Here is a 14171-nt window from a genome sequence, read left to right as displayed (position 1 = left end):
ATGGGCGCGCCGTTGTCAGCGCGCGCGCTCGGCCGCGTAGCGGGCCAGCTCGCGCAGCAGCCCGCCCCGCGCGCCGAACGGGGCGAGCGCGTCCAGCGCCTCGGCGGTCAGCGCGGCCAGCCGTTCGCGCGAGGCGTCCAGGCCGAGGATCGAGGGGAAGGTCGGCTTGTCGGCGGCGGCGTCCTTGCCGGCGGTCTTGCCGATCACCGCCGCCTCGCCCTCCACGTCGAGGATGTCGTCGCGCACCTGGAAGGCCAGGCCGACCGCGGCGGCGTAGCGGTCCAGCGCGGCCAGCGCCTCCTCGCCGGCGCCGGCGGCGAGCGCGCCCAGCCGCACCGAGGCGCGGATCAGCGCGCCGGTCTTGCAGGCGTGCATGCGTTCCAGTTCGTCGAGCGCGAGCCTCCGGCCGACGGCGGCGAGGTCCAGCGCCTGGCCGCCGGCCATGCCCTCGGCGCCGCAGGCGCGGCCGAGCGTGCGCAGCATCTCCACGCAGCGCGCGGCGTCCACGCCGTTGTGGACGTCGTGGGCGAGGATCTCGAAGGCCAGCGCCTGCAGCGCGTCGCCGGCGAGGATCGCCATCGCCTCGCCGAACACGATGTGGCAGGTGGGGCGGCCGCGGCGCAGGTCGTCGTCGTCCATCGCCGGCAGGTCGTCGTGCACCAGCGAGTAGGCGTGGATCAGCTCCACCGCGCAGGCCGGCGCGTCCAGCTCCGGGCCGTCGTGGCCCAGCGCGTGGCCGGCGGCGTAGACCAGCAGCGGACGCAGGCGCTTGCCGCCGCCGAGCACGGCGTAGCGCATCGCGCGGTGCAGCTCGGCGGGAGGCTGGTCCTCGGCGGGCAGGGTGGCGGCGAGCGCGCGGTCGGCGCGTGCGGTCAGCGCCTGCAGGGCCGGGCCCGGTTCAGTCTTCGGGCTCAAACGGTTCGGCGTGTTCGGGGGCGTCGGGATCGAGCAGCAGGCGCACGCGCAGCTCGGCCTGGTCCAGCGCCTGCTGGCAGTGGCGGTACAGGCCGATGCCGCGCTCGAACGCGGCCAGCGACTCGTCCAGGCTCAGCTCGCCGCCTTCCATGCGCGCCACCAGCTGCTCGAGCTCGTCCAGCGAGTGCTCGAAGTCGGCGACGGAGGCGGGTTCGGCGGGGGATGGAGCGGGGGTGGCCATGGCCGGCAACGCTAGCGCAGCACAGATGGGGAATCAATCGCAGCCGCGCGACCGGGGCGGGCCGCGCTGCGCCCGGCGCGGCACGCCGGCCCGCACGCACGCGCGACGCGGGCTTGATTTAGATATATCTAAGTTATATCTTTCATGGCTACTGGGCCCACCCATGGGCCGGCATTGTCCCCCGCAGGAGCCCCTTCGTGACCACCGACCCGTCGACATCCGCCGCCGAACCGGCCCGCGCGCGGTTCTCCGGCTACCAGAAGTTCGTGGTGGCCGTGCTGGCCTTCCTGCAGTTCACCATCGTGCTGGACTTCATGCTGCTGGCGCCGCTCGGCGCGCTGGTCACTCCGGCCCTGAGGATCACCCCCGGGCAATTCGGCATGGTGGTGTCGGCCTATGCCTTCAGCGCGGGCGTGTCGGGCATCCTCGCGGCGGGCTTCGCCGACCGCTTCGACCGCAAGAAGCTGCTGCTGGCCTTCTATGCCGGCTTCATGTTTGGCACCCTGCTCTGCGCGCTGGCGCACAGCTACGCGATGCTGCTACTGGCGCGCATGGTGACGGGGCTGTTCGCGGGCGTGGTGGGCGCGGCGTCGATGGCGATCGTCACCGACCTGTTCCCGCTGTCGATGCGCGGCCGCGTGATGGGCTTCATCCAGTCGGCGTTCGCGGCCAGCACGGTGCTGGGCCTGCCGCTGAGCCTGGCGCTGTCCAGCCGCTGGGGCTGGAACGCGCCGTTCTTCCTGATCGTGGCGGTGTGCACCGCCGTCGGCGCCGCCGTCCTGGGCCGCCTGCGCCCGGTCAACGCCCACCTGGCGCTGCGGCCGGACAAGAGCCCGCTGCACCACCTGCTGCACACGCTGGGCACGCGCGCCTACCTGGTCGGCTTCGCCACCACGGCGCTGCTGACCATGGGCGGTTTCATGCTGATGCCGTATTCCACGCTGTTCCTGGTGCACAACGTCGGCATCCCGGTGGAGCGGCTGTCGCTGGTGTACCTGGCGACGGGGCTGGTGTCGGCGGTGGCGGGGCCGGCGATCGGGCGGCTCAGCGACGCGCTGGGCAAGTTCCGCGTGTTCGCCTTCGGCTGCGCGGCGACGATCGTGATGGTGCTGATCTACACGCGCCTCTCCGGCGTGGCGCTGTGGACGCTGATCGGCGTGAGCGCGCTGCTGCAGATCGGCATCTTCTCGCGCATGATCTCCTCGTCGGCGCTGATCTCCGCGCTGCCCAGCCCCACCGATCGCGGCGCCTACATGTCGGTCAGCTCTTCGCTGCAGCAGGTGTCCGGCGGCCTTGCCGCGATGCTGGGCGGGGCGATCGTGACGCAGGCCGGCGGCGGCCGGCTGCTGCATTTCGACGTGCTGGGCGACCTGCTGGTGGGCACCACGCTGGCGTCGTTCGCGCTGATGTATTTCGTCAACCGCCGGGTGACGGGCGCGGCCGCCGCGCCGGCGGCGGCCCTGCCGCTGGAGAACGAGGCCTGATACGGGCGTCAGCGGCCCGGACGCCAGCGCGGCCGGGCGCCGGCGGCGTGGAAGATCGCCTCGGCGCGCTCGCTCAGCCAGTGGCCGGCGACGGCAATCAGCTCGTCGCCCTCGTAGAGCAGCGGGCAGGCGGCGCGCCGCCACGGCGGCAGCGCGGCCTGCTGGAACAGGTCGCGCAGCTCGCGCGTGTGGCGGTCGCCCGCGGGGCGGATGCGCTCGCCGCCGCGGCGCAGGCGCACGGCGAGCGGCGCGGCGAGGCGCGCGGGCGGTTCCAGCCGCAGCTCGCCGCCGTCGGGCAGCGGCAGCGGTTCGCCGGTCCAGGCGGCGCTCCAGCCGGGATCGACGGCGGGCGCGGGCCTGCGCGCCCACAGGCGGCCTTTCCAGACGTGCAGCTCGGCACCCGGCCAGCGGATGCACGGCAGCTGGCCGGGCCGCGCCGCGCACTGCCGCTCGATCTGCCGGCGCTGCGCCCATGTGGGCGCCGGCACGCCCTGCGCGTGCAGCCAGTGGTCGAGCAGCGGCTCGCGCAGTGCGGGGGGCAGGGCCAGCCAGCCCGCGGCGTCCAGGCTGCCGGTGGCGGCGTCGCGCAGCGTCCCGAGCGCGGCCTGCCATTCCTGCCGCAGCGCGTCGGCGGCGGCGCGGCACAGCGCGGCGCTGTGCGCGATGGAGTCGGCCGCCTGCGGCCAGTGCGCGGTCAGCCGCGGCAGGATCTCGTGGCGCAGGCGGTTGCGCGCGAGGCGGACGTCGGCGTTGGAAGGGTCGTCGATGCAGGGCAGCCCGTGCGCGGCGGCGTAGGCGCGCAGCGCCTCGCGCGGCAGCTCCAGCAGCGGCCGCCACAGCGCGCCGCGGCCGAGCGGGCGCCGCGCGCGCATGCCGCCCAGGCCCTCCGGGCCGGCGCCGCGCAGCAGCTTGAGCAGCACCGTCTCCACCTGGTCGTCGCGGTGGTGGGCGAGCAGCAGCCGCTCGCCGCCGCCCAGCGCGTCGGCGAAGGCGGCGTAGCGCGCGTGCCGCGCGGCGGCCTCCGGGCCGAGGCCGGCGTCGCGCGCGACCGCGACGCGCGCGACCGTGCAGGGGACGTCCAGCGCGCGGCAGAAATCCGCGCAATGCGCCGCCCACGCGGCGCTGTCCGCGTGCAGGCCGTGGTCCACGTGCAGCGCGCGCAGGCCGCGCGCGCGCGCCTCGGGCAGCGCGGCCAGCGCGTGCAGCAGGGCGGTGGAGTCGGCGCCGCCGCTGTAGGCGGCGCAGAGCGCGCCGCCGTCCGCGTCGTCGCGCAGGGCGCGGCGCAGCAGCGCGGGCAGCGCGTCAGGACGGCTCACGGGGCGCGGGTTTCTTCTTGTTGCGCACGTAGATGTGCTTGCCGTTGCCCACCTGGCGCTCTTCCGTGTCGAACAGCCCGATGGCGGCGATCAGTCCGCTGAGCTTGGCGTAGCCGTAGTTGCGCGAGTCGAAGTTGGGCGCGCGCTTGCTGAGGATGTTCCCGATCGCCCCCAGGGCGGCCCAGCCGCCGTCGTCCTCGGCGTCGGCGATGGCGTTGCGCAGCAGGTTCAGCAGGCGGGCGTCCTGGCGCAGTTCCTGGGCGGAGAGCCGCCGGGGCGGCTCGATGGCTTTCTCGCGGCCTCCCTCGGCCGCCTTTTCCCGGCTTTCCTCGGCGGGCTGCGCCAGCACCTCGGTGTAGATGAACTTGTCGCAGGCGGCGACGAAGGGTTCGGGCGTCTTGCGCTCGCCGAAGCCGTACACGATCAGCCCGGACTCGCGGATGCGCGCGGCCAGCCGGGTGAAGTCGCTGTCGCTGGAGACGATGCAGAAGCCGTCGAAGCGGCCGGAGTAGAGCAGGTCCATCGCGTCGATGATCATCGCCGAGTCGGTGGCGTTCTTGCCGCTGGTGTAGCCGAACTGCTGGATCGGCTGGATCGACTGGGTGAGCAGCTGGTCCTTCCAGCCCTTCAGGTGGTTGCCGGTCCAGTCGCCGTAGGCGCGCTTGACGTGCGCGGTGCCGTACTTGGCGACCTCGGCCAGCAGCCCCTCGGCCAGCGAGGGCTGCGCGTTGTCGGCGTCGATCAGGACGGCCAGCTTGGCGGTGGTGTCGTTGGCCATGGCGGACTTCCCGGCGGCAGAGGCGGTGCGGCGATGGTAGCGCGCCGCTCAGCGCAGCAGGCCGTCCCGGCGCAGGTGGGCGCGCAGCAGGTCCATGTCGTGGCCGCTCCACCTGTCCACCAGCCGGCCCTGCCGGAACACGTAGAAGGTGGGCATGCCCCAGTCGTCCAGCATCGGCCACTCGCTGTCCTGCCAGGCGATGTTGATGGGCTGGTCGGGGAAGCGGCGGTTCCACTCGGCGGCGGCCGCGAAGGAGGTGCCCTGGCTGGCCAGCCAGATCGCCCGTTCGGCGAACAGCGGGCGCAGCCGGGCGTCCGCCACGATGTCGCGCGCGGCGTCTTCGGAGAAATGGCAGGCGGCGACCACCACGATGCGCCACGGGCCGGACAGGTCGAAGGCCTGCCGGCGCATGTGCCGGCCCGAGGCGTCCACCCGCAGCGCGGTCGGCTGTCCCTGCGGCGGCGCGGGCGTCGGCGGCATGGCCGGGACGGCGTCGACCTGCATGCCGGGGCGCTGCCGCGCCAGCGCCGTGGCCTCGTCGAGCCGGCGGCTGGCGACCAGCACCCGGTAGAGGCCGGCGTAGTCGCCGTCGCCGATCATGCGGCGGCGCTGCAGCTCCGCCAGGTCGGCCCGCAGGTCGGCGATGCGCGCGGCGTCGGGCGCTTCGGCCGCCGCGCGTTCGGCCGCCCGTTTCAGCAGGCGCAGGTCGGGCTTGCTCACCTGGCGCAGGCTGGCGGGATGCTGCAGGCCCGCGAACAGGCGGTCGTAGCGCCGGCCGATCGCGGCGCGCCGCCCGGCGTCGGGCATCGCGGGGTCGGGCCGTTGCAGCACCAAGGCATCGAAGCGCTGCTCGATCGCGCTTTCCGGGCAGCTTCCGGCGGCGCAGCCGCGCGCCCTGGCGTCCTCGGCGCGCTCGGTTTCGCGGCGCGCGCGTTCGGCCGGCGCCAGGCCCAGTCCCCGCGCGTAGGCCTGCGCGTCGAACAGCGCCAGCAGGCGGACCGCCTGCGCGTGGGTCAGCTCGTTGTCGATGTCGTCGAAGGGAACCGAGCCCAGGCCGCCGCGGCCCCAGCCCAGTTCGGCGAGGAACCGCCTGCGGCCGCCCGGCGACAGCGGCGCGAGCGGCGTGCGTTCGAGGGGCGTGTCGCGCAGGTAGCGGTCGAGCTCGGCCTGCGAACGGATCGCCGGCCCTGCGGCCGGGGCCGCCGCGGCAGCGGCCAGCAGGGCGGCGAAGAGGGGCGTGAGCGGGTTCAAGGGCGTTCCTCGCGCGGCGGCTTCCGGCGAAGGAATCTAGCGCAGGCCGCCCGCGCCATGCAGGCGCGCGGGGCTACTCCTGGTACGCGCCGTAGCCGCGCAGGCGGCGGTAGCGCCGCTCCAGCAGGTCCTGCACCGGCATCGCCTCCAGCTCGTCGAGCTGGTTGAGCAGCACCGCCTTCAGGCGGATCGCCATCGAGCGCGGGTTGCGGTGCGCGCCGCCCAGCGGCTCGCGGATCACCTTGTCGATCAGGCCCAGCTCCAGCAGGCGCGGCGCGGTGAGGCCCAGCGCCTCGGCGGCGTCGCGCGCCTTCTCGGCGCTCTTCCACAGGATCGAGGCGCAGCCCTCGGGCGAGATCACCGAGTAGGTGGCGTACTGCAGCATGTTCACGCGGTCGCCCACGCCGATCGCCAGCGCGCCGCCGGAGCCGCCCTCGCCGATCACGGTGCAGACGATCGGCACCTTCAGCCCGGCCATCTCCAGCAGGTTGCGCGCGATCGCCTCGCTCTGGCCGCGCTCCTCGGCGCCCACGCCGGGATAGGCGCCGGGCGTGTCGATCAGGGTGACGAGCGGCAGGCCGAAGCGCTCGGCCAGCTTCATCAGGCGCAGCGCCTTGCGGTAGCCCTCCGGGCGCGGCATGCCGAAGTTGCGGCGCACCTTGGTCTTGGTGTCGCGGCCCTTCTGGTGGCCGATGATGACCACGGCGCGGCCGTTGATGCGGCCCAGCCCGCCCACGATGGCGGCGTCGTCGGCGTAGGCGCGGTCGCCGGCCAGCTCGTGGAACTCCTCGCAGATCACGCCGACGTAGTCGAGCGTGTACGGCCGCGCCGGGTGGCGCGAGAGCTGGGTGACCTGCCAGGAGTTGAGGTTGCGGAAGATCTCCGCGGTCTTGAGCTTGAGCTTCTCGCGCAGCCGGCCGACTTCCTCGTCGATGTTGAACGCCTGGCCATGGCTGGCATGGCGCAGTTCTTCGATCTTCCCTTCCAGTTCGGCGATGGGCTGTTCGAAATCGAGGAAGTTCGGATTCATTCGCTGCGGTTCATGGCGCGGAAGCGGGGCAGTATACCGGGCCCCGCGGAACGGCGGGAACGGAGGCGTATGGGGTGCGGGAGGGGCCGCGGATGGGGATTTCCGTCAAGCGGGAAACCGGGCTGGCGTGGCGCTGCGAGCGTGCGCTTCCTCTCCCCTGCGGGGAGAGGAGTGAGGTGAGGGGAAAGGGCTTGCCATGGCGTTTCATGCAGAGCCGGTCTCGGGGGCGCCTTCGCGGCGTGGCCCCTCGCCCCGGCCCTCTCCCCGGGGGGGGAGGGCGCGGAGGCGCCCCGCGCTTCGGGGAGCGGGCGGCCTCAGCCTTCGTTCTTGACGATGCGCAGCCGCGCCGCCTCCACCCCGGGCAGCGCGCGCACGCTGCGCAGCAGCTCGGGGACGGCGTTGATCTGCCAGTCCTTGCCCAGCTCCAGGTCGGCCTGGGCGACGCGGTTGTGGTAGCCGTGCAGGGTCACCGTGGCGCGGCCGCCGCGGTAGCCGGCCAGCGCCTGCTTGAGCTGGGCCGCGAAGCCGGGGTCGACGCCGTTGAGCTTGAGCTGCAGCGCGCGCGCGTAGCGGCGGCAGGCGTCGGCCAGGGTCATCGCGCCGCGCGCGCGCAGCTGGAAGCCGCCGCCGGAGAACTCGTCGATGCGCAGGCCACCCTCGACCACCAGCAGCTCGTCGCGCACCAGCAGCGGCGCCGCCTGCTGGTACAGCTCGCCGAAGAAGCTCACCTCGATGACGCCGCTGCCGTCCTCCAGCCGCACGAAGGCGTCGCTGTCGCCGCGCTTGCGCACCGCGACGACCATGCCGGCCACCGTCCACGGCGTGTCGGGGCCGCGGCGGAAGCGGTTCTCCTCGCCGTCGCCCTTGCGCGGGCGCGGCGGCTGGTAGCGCGCGGGAATCTCGCCGAGCGGGCAGGTGGCGAGCTGGGCCAGCTCCTCGCGCCACGGGTCGGTGGGATGGCCGGAGAGGTAGTGGCCGAGCGTGTCGCGCTCGCCCTGCAGCTTCTGCTCCAGCGGCCACTCGGGCGCGGTGGGCAGCTCCACGTGGACGACCGGCGCGGCGCCGCCGGCGAGCGCGCCGAACATGTCGTTCTGGCCGGACTCGCGGTCGCGCAGGTGCTGCTCGGCGGCCTTGATCGCGTCGGGCAGCTGCAGCATCAGGCTGGCGCGGGTGGGCGCCAGCGCGTCCAGCGCGCCGGAGAGGATCAGCGCCTCCAGCACGCGCCGGTTGAGCTTGGTCGGGTCGACGCGGCGGCAGAAGTCGGCCAGGTCCTTGTACGCGCCGTTCCGGCGGCGCTCCTCGACGATCGCCTCGCAGGCGCCCTGGCCCACGCCCTTGATCGCGCCCAGGCCGTAGCGGATCACCTTCGGCTCGACCGCGACGAACATGTACTCCGAGGCGTTGGCGTCCGGCGGCAGCACGGTCAGGCCGATCGCCTTCGATTCCTCCAGGAAGGTCACCACCTTGTCGGTGTTGTCCATGTCCGAGGAGATCGTCGCGGCCATGAACTCGGCCGGGTAGTGCGCCTTCAGCCAGGCGGTCTGGTAGGACACCAGCGCGTAGGCGGCGGCGTGCGACTTGTTGAAGCCGTAGCCGGCGAACTTCTCCATCAGGTCGAAGATCTGGTCGGCCTTCTCCGCCGACAGCCCGTCCCTGGCCGCGCCCTCGCGGAAGATCGCGCGGTGCTTGACCATCTCCTCGGGCTTCTTCTTGCCCATCGCGCGGCGCAGCAGGTCGGCGCCGCCGAGCGTGTAGCCGCCCACGATCTGCGCCATCTGCATCACCTGCTCCTGGTAGACCATGATGCCGTAGGTCTCTTTCAGGATCGGCTCGACGCGCGGGTCGGGGTACTCCACTTCCTCGCGGCCGTGCTTGCGCGCCACGAAGCTGGGGATCAGGTCCATCGGGCCGGGGCGGTACAGCGCCACCAGCGCGATGATGTCCTCGAAGCGGTCGGGCCTGGCGTCCTTGAGCATGCGCTGCATGCCGGTGGACTCGAGCTGGAACACGGCGACGGTCTGCGCCTTCTTCAGCAGCTCGTAGGGCGCCGGGTCGTCCAGCGGCAGCGCGGCGATGTCCAGCGGCGCCTCGCCGGCTCTGGCGCGGCGCGCGTTGATCGCCTTCACCGCCCAGTCGATGATGGTCAGCGTGCGCAGGCCGAGGAAGTCGAACTTCACCAGGCCGACCGCCTCCACGTCGTCCTTGTCGTACTGCGTCACCACGCCGGTGCCGCCCGGCTCGCAGTACAGCGGCGCGAACTCGGTGAGCGGCTTGGGCGCGATCACCACGCCGCCGGCGTGCTTGCCGGCGTTGCGGGTGAGGTTCTCCAGCTTCAGCGCCAGGTCGATCAGCGGGCGCGCCTCGTCCTCGTCCTGCTCGTAGAGCTCGCAGAACTCCCGGACGACGCGCTCGGGCTCCTTCTTCGACTTCTCGCTGCGGCCCAGCGCGTCGGACAGGGTGAGGTCGAGCGGGCGAGCGGGGATCAGCTTGGCGATGCGGTCGACCGCGTTGTAGCCCATGCCGAGCACGCGGCCGGAGTCGCGCAGCACTGCCTTGGCCGCCATCGAGCCGTAGGTGATGATCTGGCTGACGTGGTCGCGGCCGTACTTGCGCGCCACGTAGTCGATCACCTCGTCGCGGCGGTCCATGCAGAAGTCGATGTCGAAGTCCGGCATCGACACGCGCTCGGGATTGAGGAAGCGCTCGAACAGCAGGTCGAACTGCAGCGGGTCCAGGTCGGTGATCCTGAGCACCCAGGCCACCAGCGAGCCCGCGCCCGAGCCGCGGCCGGGACCGACCGGGATGCCGTTCTGCTTGGCCCAGTTGATGAAGTCCGCCACGATCAGGAAGTAGCCGGGGAAGCCCATCTCGACGATGACGTCCAGCTCGCGCTCCAGCCGCTGCTCGTAGTCGGCCGGCGTGCGGCCGGGCGCCATCGGCGCGGCGGCCAGGCGCTGCTTCAGGCCGTTGCGCGCGGTCTCGCGGATGTAGCTGGCCAGGTCGTGGCCTGCCGGCACCGGGAACTCGGGCAGGTAGTAGGTGCCGAAGGAGAGCTCCAGGTTGCAGCGCTTGGCCAGCTCGACGGCGTTCTCCAGCGCCTCGGGGAGGTCGGCGAACAGCGCGGCCATCTCCTCCGGCGACTTCAGGTACTGCTGATCGCTGTACTCGCGCGGGCGCTTGGGATCGGCCAGCACGCGGCCCTGGTGGATGCACACGCGCGCCTCGTGCGCCTCGAAGTCCTCCTGCTTCAGGAAGCGCACGTCGTTGCTGGCGATCACCGGCAGGTCCAGCGCGGCGGCGAGCGCGAGCGCGGCGGCGTTCCAGGCTTCCTCGCCCTCGCGGTGGCAGCGGGTGAGCTCCAGGTACAGGCGGTCGGGGAACAGCCGCGCCAGCGGCCGCAGCTTCGCCAGCGCGGCGTCGTGGCCCTGGTTCAGCGCCAGCCGCGCCACCTCGCTCTCGCGGCCGAGCAGGGCGATCAGGCCGGCGCCGCCGTCCGCGTCCAGCCAGGCCGCGTCGACCAGCGCGCGGCCGCCGTGCTGGCCCTCGCGCCAGGCGCGCGAGACCAGCCGCGACAGGTTGAGGTAGCCCTCGCGGTTCTGGCACAGCACGGTGAGCCGCCACGGGCGCGGGTCGTCCGGCGCGCTGATCCACAGGTCGCAGCCGCCGATCGGCTTGATGCCGGCCGCGCTGCACGCCTTGTAGAACTTCACCAGCGCGAACATGTTGCTCTCGTCGGTGAGCGCCGCCGCCGGCAGGCCCAGGCGCACGCAGGCGTCGACCAGCGCCTTGATGCGGATGGTCGAATCGACCAGCGAGTACTCGCTGTGCAGGTGCAGGTGGACGAAGCGGGCGGGCATGCGGCTCACGGGGTGAGTCGGGGAAGGCTAACCGTGCGCTCCCGAACCGGCAAGATTGACAAGCGCGGCGGTCCGCGGGGCGGCGCGGCGCGCCGTCCCGCGGACGCGCGCGGCTAGCCCACCCGGAAGCGCTCCCCGCCGCTCGGCGGCTCGATGTAGTGCCCGAAGGCGTGCACCCGCAGCGGATGCAGGTCGTAGTCGAGGTGGGCGTCCGCGTCCTGCGCGGCGGGGGCGTCGGTCAGGGCGCGCGCGGGCGGGGTCGGGACAACCGCGTGCGGCGGTTCGGGGCGCGTGGGCAGCATCATGGCAAGCCTCCTGCCTCGGGTGAGGCGCGATGCCTGGGCGAACGGCGTCGGCGTCCTGCCGCGGGGCGGCGCCGGCGCGTGGCGGGCGGCGCCGCATCCTTCCTGCCCGACATGGATGCGGCGGCGCGCGGAAAGGTTGCCTGCGCGGGCCGCCGGCTCCACGGGCAGGGCGGATTTTACGCCGCCGGGCGCGGCCGCGCCCGGGCCGACAGCCATGGGATGGGCCGCCGTGCTTGGCCCCGGCGATGCATGCGTGGCGGGCCGCTAGGGCGTGGCGGACGACGCGGCCGGCGCCGCCAGCAGGGCGTTCAGCTCGTCGGCGATGGTGGGCAGCATGTCCTGGTCGTAGCCCACGTGCACGTGGGCGATGCGGCCGTCGCGGCCGATCATCACCATGTGCGGGATGCCGTTGACGCCGAAGGCCGCGGCGGCCTTCTTGTCGCCGTCGTAGGCGAGCACCAGGCCCAGGTCCTTCAGCTGGCGCGCCACCTGCACGTAGGTGCTGCGTTCCTCGTCGTGGCTGATCGCCACCACCTGCAGGCGCGCGGCGCCGGCGAGGCGCTGGATGTTGGCCAGCACCGGCAGCTCCTTCATGCAGTAGCCGCACCAGGTGGCCCAGAAGGTGACCACCACCACCTTGCCCTGGAACTGCTGCGCGTGGACCGGCGTGCCGTCGCGCAGGGTGCCCAGGTAGTCGGGCGGCGCGTCGCCCGCGGCGGCGTGCGCGCATGCGATGCCCAGCGACAACAGCGCGGCCAGCGCGCCCCGGATCGGCTTCGTCATGGTGGATTCCCCCCGTGGGCCGCAGCATAGCCCGGGGCGGCGTGATCAGAACAGCACGCCCTGGTCCAGCAGCAGCTTCACCGGCGCGAAGCTGCGGCGGTGGTGCGGGCACGGCCCCAGCCGCCGCAGCGCGGCCAGGTGCTCCGGCGTCGAGTAGCCCTTGTGCGCGGCGAAGCCGTAGCCGGGGTGCAGCGCGTCCAGCATGGCCATGTGGCGGTCGCGGGTGACCTTGGCGAGGATCGAGGCGGCGCTGATGGCCGGTTCGGAGCCGTCGCCGCCGATGATGGCGCGGCCGGGGCAGGGCAGGTCGCGCGGCAGCCGGTCGCCGTCGACCAGCGCCTCGTGCGCGCCGGGGGACAGGCCGGCCAGCGCGCGGCTCATGCCGACCAGGGTGGCCTGCAGGATGTTGATGCGGTCGATCTCCTCCACCTCGACCAGCACCACGTGCCAGGCCAGCGCGCGCTCGACGATGCGCGCGTGGAGCGTTTCGCGGCGGGCCTCGCTGAGCTTCTTGGAGTCGTCCAGCCCGCGGATCGGCCGGCGCGGGTCGAGGATCACCGCGGCCACCGCCACCGGGCCGGCGAGCGGCCCGCGGCCGGCCTCGTCCACGCCCGCCACCAGCCGCGCCACCCTGACGCCCTCTCCCCCGCGGGGAGAGGGCTGGGGCGAGGGGGCGGGGCTCGCGGTGGCGCCGGCCTTGGCAGGCTTTTCCCTGGCTTCCATCGTGGGCGTGTCGCCAGTGCGGCCCCTCACCCCGGCCCTCTCCCCGGCGGGGAGAGGGCGGACCTCGGCGGCTTCGTGTTCACGCCTGCGCATGGCCGCCCTCCATCAGTTCGCCGATCGCCGCGGCGGCCGCGTCGGCGGCGCTGCCGGACAGGTCCGCGCGCAGCGCGCGGTGCAGCTGCTCGAACGCGGCGACGATATGGCCGCGCCGCTCGCTGTCGCGGAACAGCGCCAGCGTCGCCCCGGCCAGCTTGCCGGCGGTGCAGTCGTCCTGCATCAGCTCCGGCGCCAGCAGCGCGCGCTCGCCCAGGCCGCAGGCGCGGGCGAGGATGTTGGGCAGCGCGTAGACGTCGGTCCTGAGCATGCGAAGCGCGCGCGCGATGCGGTAGCTGACCGGCGAGACGCGGTAGCCCACCACCATCGGCCGCTTGGCCAGCATCGCCTCCAGCGTGGCGGTGCCGGAGGCGAGCAGCACGACGTCGGCGGCCTGCATCGCCTCGTGCGCGCGGCCGTCCAGCAGCAGCGGCGGGGCCAGGTCCGCCGGCCAGCCAGCCAGCAGCGCCTGCAGGCGCGCGTGCATCCGCGCGTTGGCCGCCGGGATCGCCACGCGCAGGCCGGGCAGGGCGGCGGCGACTTTCTTCGCGGCGGCGAGGAAGGGCCCGCCCAGCCGCGCCAGCTCGGACGAACGGCTGCCCGGCAGCACGGCCAGCACCGGCGCGTCCTGCGGCAGGCCCAGCGCCTCGCGCGCGGCGGCGCGGTCGGACACCAGCGGGAAGCGGTCGGCCAGCGGATGGCCGACGAAGCGCGCGTCCACGCCGTGGCGCGCGTAGATCGGCGGCTCCATCGGGAACAGGCACAGCACGCGCGCGGCCGAGCGGCCGATCTTCTCCGCGCGGTTCTCGCGCCACGCCCACACCGATGGGCTGACGTAGTGCACGGTGCGCAGGCCGGCGCGCCTGAGGCGCTGCTCGACGCCGAGGTTGAAGTCGGGTGCGTCGATGCCGACCACCACGTCGGGCTTCGCCGCGACCAGCCGCGCGACGAGCTCCCTGCGCAGGCGCAGCAACCGCGGCAGGTGCGCCACCACCTCGGCCAGGCCGAACAGCGACAGCTCGCGGATGTCGTACCAGGACTCGAAGCCCCGTGCCTGCATGCGCGCGCCGCCGATGCCGACGAAGCGCGCCTGCGGATGGCGCGCGCGCAGCGCGGCGACCAGGTCGGCGCCGAGCTGGTCGCCGGAGTCTTCGCCGGCGATCAGGGCGATCAGCGGCGCGCCGGACCGTGGATGCGGGGAAGCGGGGACGGCTCCCGAAGCGGCCGACAGGGGGGCGGAGGAACTCATGGGGCGGGAGTGTAACGCGCGGAGCGCGAGCGATCGCGGACCGCATGTGCAGGGTTGCCGTGCGGGCCGTCTCGCAGGCCTGCGCCGCCGTGCGCACGCCCGCTCGCCGGCGGCCGGAACCGCCAGAGGCGGCGGTTGGCGCCGTC

At 73.8% G+C, this 14171-nt stretch carries 12 protein-coding genes; 1 reads left to right on the top strand and 11 read right to left on the bottom strand.

The window, feature by feature from the left end; all coding sequences use genetic code 11:
* Window positions 1-15: 15 nt before the first annotated feature.
* On the bottom strand, window positions 16-915 hold the full coding sequence (gene ispA / locus C7456_RS04740; RefSeq protein WP_109722617.1) for a (2E,6E)-farnesyl diphosphate synthase: 900 nt from the start codon (window positions 913-915) through the stop codon (window positions 16-18).
* A complete protein-coding gene (locus tag C7456_RS04735) occupies window positions 899-1156 on the bottom strand; it encodes an exodeoxyribonuclease VII small subunit (RefSeq protein ID WP_109722616.1) in 258 nt (85 codons plus the stop codon). The genes ispA and C7456_RS04735 overlap by 17 nt, the downstream gene beginning before the upstream one ends.
* Window positions 1157-1353: 197 nt before the next feature.
* On the opposite strand from C7456_RS04735, the gene C7456_RS04730 reads away from it, so the two are divergent.
* Window positions 1354-2640 carry an MFS transporter gene (locus C7456_RS04730; RefSeq protein ID WP_109722615.1) on the top strand — a complete coding sequence of 429 codons (1287 nt, stop codon included), beginning with the start codon at window positions 1354-1356 and terminating at the stop codon, window positions 2638-2640.
* 8 nt (window positions 2641-2648) lie between these two features.
* On the opposite strand, the gene tilS is transcribed toward C7456_RS04730, so the two are convergent.
* The 9 genes from tilS to lpxB all read right to left on the bottom strand — a co-directional run bounded on the left by tilS (window position 2649) and on the right by lpxB (window position 14025).
* On the bottom strand, window positions 2649-3926 hold the full coding sequence (gene tilS, locus C7456_RS04725; protein ID WP_425454620.1) for a tRNA lysidine(34) synthetase TilS: 1278 nt from the start codon (window positions 3924-3926) through the stop codon (window positions 2649-2651).
* A 16-nt stretch (window positions 3927-3942) separates the two neighbouring features.
* Window positions 3943-4734: an NYN domain-containing protein gene (locus C7456_RS04720; protein ID WP_109722613.1), complete on the bottom strand. Its 792-nt coding sequence runs from the start codon at window positions 4732-4734 to the stop codon at window positions 3943-3945.
* 48 nt (window positions 4735-4782) lie between these two features.
* Window positions 4783-5985, bottom strand: a complete 1203-nt coding sequence (locus C7456_RS04715; RefSeq protein WP_109722612.1) for a hypothetical protein — start codon at window positions 5983-5985, stop codon at window positions 4783-4785.
* A gap of 73 nt (window positions 5986-6058) precedes the next feature.
* A complete protein-coding gene (locus C7456_RS04710; RefSeq protein WP_109722611.1) occupies window positions 6059-7015 on the bottom strand; it encodes an acetyl-CoA carboxylase carboxyltransferase subunit alpha in 957 nt (318 codons plus the stop codon).
* Window positions 7016-7329: 314 nt separating this feature from the next.
* Window positions 7330-10872, bottom strand: coding sequence for a DNA polymerase III subunit alpha (gene dnaE, locus C7456_RS04705; protein ID WP_109722610.1), 3543 nt, complete (start codon window positions 10870-10872; stop codon window positions 7330-7332).
* A gap of 113 nt (window positions 10873-10985) precedes the next feature.
* The gene (locus tag C7456_RS17310) at window positions 10986-11177 is read right to left on the bottom strand and encodes a hypothetical protein (RefSeq protein WP_109722609.1); all 192 of its coding nucleotides are present in this window, start codon (window positions 11175-11177) and stop codon (window positions 10986-10988) included.
* A 264-nt stretch (window positions 11178-11441) separates the two neighbouring features.
* Window positions 11442-11960, bottom strand: coding sequence for a TlpA disulfide reductase family protein (locus C7456_RS04695; RefSeq protein WP_109722608.1), 519 nt, complete (start codon window positions 11958-11960; stop codon window positions 11442-11444).
* Window positions 11961-12005: 45 nt separating this feature from the next.
* On the bottom strand, window positions 12006-12683 hold the full coding sequence (gene rnhB / locus C7456_RS04690; RefSeq protein ID WP_109722607.1) for a ribonuclease HII: 678 nt from the start codon (window positions 12681-12683) through the stop codon (window positions 12006-12008).
* 79 nt (window positions 12684-12762) lie between these two features.
* Entirely contained in the window at window positions 12763-14025 is a 1263-nt protein-coding gene (lpxB, locus tag C7456_RS04685; protein ID WP_109722606.1) for a lipid-A-disaccharide synthase, read from the bottom strand.
* Between the last annotated feature and the right edge of the window lie 146 nt (window positions 14026-14171).

Origin of the sequence: Fulvimonas soli, assembly GCF_003148905.1 — a bacterium.
Taxonomy (GTDB): domain Bacteria; phylum Pseudomonadota; class Gammaproteobacteria; order Xanthomonadales; family Rhodanobacteraceae; genus Fulvimonas; species Fulvimonas soli.
The sequence above is the reverse complement of the archived record's forward strand: the minus strand, read 5'-3'. Positions and strand labels throughout refer to the sequence as shown.

What these genes read in the sequence shown, in the direction of transcription:
- C7456_RS17310 (WP_109722609.1), bottom strand. Translation starts at nt 11,177, where the DNA reads ATGATGCTGCCCACGCGCCCCGAACCGCCGCACGCGGTTGTCCCGACC.
- C7456_RS04735 (WP_109722616.1), bottom strand. Translation starts at nt 1,156, where the DNA reads ATGGCCACCCCCGCTCCATCCCCCGCCGAACCCGCCTCCGTCGCCGAC.
- C7456_RS04720 (WP_109722613.1), bottom strand. Translation starts at nt 4,734, where the DNA reads ATGGCCAACGACACCACCGCCAAGCTGGCCGTCCTGATCGACGCCGAC.
- lpxB (WP_109722606.1), bottom strand. Translation starts at nt 14,025, where the DNA reads ATGAGTTCCTCCGCCCCCCTGTCGGCCGCTTCGGGAGCCGTCCCCGCT.
- C7456_RS04695 (WP_109722608.1), bottom strand. Translation starts at nt 11,960, where the DNA reads ATGACGAAGCCGATCCGGGGCGCGCTGGCCGCGCTGTTGTCGCTGGGC.
- rnhB (WP_109722607.1), bottom strand. Translation starts at nt 12,683, where the DNA reads ATGGAAGCCAGGGAAAAGCCTGCCAAGGCCGGCGCCACCGCGAGCCCC.
- C7456_RS04710 (WP_109722611.1), bottom strand. Translation starts at nt 7,015, where the DNA reads ATGAATCCGAACTTCCTCGATTTCGAACAGCCCATCGCCGAACTGGAA.
- dnaE (WP_109722610.1), bottom strand. Translation starts at nt 10,872, where the DNA reads ATGCCCGCCCGCTTCGTCCACCTGCACCTGCACAGCGAGTACTCGCTG.